Annotated in this window: 2 protein-coding genes; both read right to left on the minus strand. The window is 69.2% G+C overall.

Annotation, left to right across the window (positions count from 1 at the left end; all coding sequences use genetic code 11):
• Nucleotides 1-1,289, minus strand: a 1,289-nt coding sequence (locus tag WB785_RS24475) for a carboxyl transferase domain-containing protein (RefSeq protein ID WP_424082645.1), incomplete at its 3' end; no start/stop codon positions are given.
• 4 nt (nt 1,290-1,293) lie between these two features.
• The coding region (locus WB785_RS24480) for a sulfatase-like hydrolase/transferase (protein ID WP_424082647.1) at nt 1,294-2,028 on the minus strand (735 nt) is incomplete at its 5' end.

Genomic DNA, 2,028 nt, shown 5'->3' on the forward strand with positions numbered 1-2,028 from the left:
CGAATGCCTTGTGCGGCAGACAGTTCGGCGGCGTGTTTGGTGTCGCGGAATACGATCGCGCTGGCGCCCTCCGGTGGCAGCGGCGCGAGCCAGCCGTGCAGTGCGGCCAGCACCCGGTCGGCCGGGACCATCGCCAGCGCGGGTCCGCCACTGCCCTGACCCAGCAGCACCGACACCGTCGGGGTGTCCAGCGTGACCAGCTCAGCCAGGCAGCGGGCGATCTCGCCGGCCAGCCCACCCTCTTCCGCCTGTGCCGACAGCGCCGGGCCGGCGGTGTCGATGACGAGCACCAGCGGTAGCCGTAGACCGGCGGCCAGCGTCATGCCGCGACGGGCCTCCCGTAATGCAACGGGCCCCAACCGACCCGCCTCCATCCCACCGGTGGAGCGCTGCTGGCCGAGCACCACCGTGGGCTGACCGCCGAATTTGGCCAACGCCAACAGCATGGTCGCGGCGTCGCCTTGTTCGGTTCCGGATAGCAGCACCTGGTCGGTACAGCCGTGGCGCAACAGCTGCCGCACCCCGGGCCGATCCGGCCGCCGCGATGCCAGCACTGAGTCCCACGCGGGAACGTCGGGCAGCGGTTCGGGCGGCAGCCGATCCGGTGCTGGCCCCGCTTCGTCGGCGACCACTTTCAGCGTCCGGTCGAGGATGCCGCGCAGCTCGCCCAGTGGCGCGACGGCGTCGATCACCCCGTGCCGCTGCAGGTTCTCGGCGGTCTGGACGCCAGCGGGAAATGGTTCACCGTAGAGCTGCTGGTAGACCCGCGGACCCAGGAAGCCGATCAAGGCGCCCGGCTCGGCGATGGTGACGTGGCCCAGCGAACCCCACGACGCGAACACCCCGCCGGTGGTCGGGTGGCGCAGGTACACCAAATACGGCAGGTGTGCCTGTTTGTGCAGGGTGACGGCCGCGGCGATCTTCACCATCTGCAGAAACGCGACCGTGCCCTCCTGCATCCGGGTGCCCCCGGAGCTCGGCGAGGCCAGCAGCGGCAACCGCTCGGAAGTGGCCCGCTGTACGGCGGCGGTGATCCGTTCGGCCGCCGCGACTCCGATCGAGCCGCCGAGGAATTCGAATTCGCAGACCACCACCGCCACCCGCCGGCCGAACACCAGGCCCTCGCCGGTCAGCACCGATTCGTCACGACCGGTCGCGGCCCGGGCGTCGGCGAGCTCGCGGGCGTAGGCCGCATTCGTCGGAACCACCAGCGGCGTGGTATCCCAGCTGACGAAAGTCCCCTCGTCGAGCACCGCGTCGCGCAGTTCATCGGTCCCGATCCGGCTCACCGACTCACGAACCTCCGGCCAGAGACTGCGGGTCGACGTCGAAAATCGAAATGGGATCCAGGATTACGCCGGTGTCCTCGACGTAGCGATCCCACAGTGGGAGAAGCTCGGCCAGCTTGTCCGGCCGCGCGGCCGCCAGGTCATCGATCTCGCCCGGGTCGACGGAGAGATCGTAGAGTTGCCAGGCGCCCGGGCCGTAGGGCTGGGGCAGATAGAGCGCCTTCCACTTGCCTTGGCGGATGGCGCGACGGCCGAACAACTCCCATCCGGTGTCGGTGGCGTCGTCGTGTACCGCCTCGGCGGTCCCGGACAGGTATGGCACCAGCGACCCGCCGCGCATGGGTTCGACTTCGCGGCCCTGGTATTCGGTGCCGGGGTGGGTGACATCGGCGAGTTCCAGCACGGTCGGAGCGATGTCCATAACGGTTGCGAACGCGGTACCGATCTGGGCCTGCCGGGCAAAGCCCGGCCAGGTGACGAACCCGACCACTCGGATGCCGCCCTCGGTGGTGAACGCTTTGTACAGCCGCGATGGCGCGGTGGCGGCCTGTGCCCAGCGCGGGCCATACCAGATGAATGTGTTGGGGGCGCCCAGGTTGTCGAGGCTGTGATCGCAATGCTGCTCGATCTGCGCCGCGATCAGGCCACCCAGAATCGGCATCGCCTCGACTATTGCTCCCTCCGCGCCGTTGTCGGACAGGAAGATCACCACCGTGTCGTCGAGCTCACCGGTTTCGGT

It is taken from the genome of Mycobacterium sp., assembly GCF_049585075.1.
In the GTDB taxonomy this organism is placed as follows: domain Bacteria; phylum Actinomycetota; class Actinomycetes; order Mycobacteriales; family Mycobacteriaceae; genus Mycobacterium.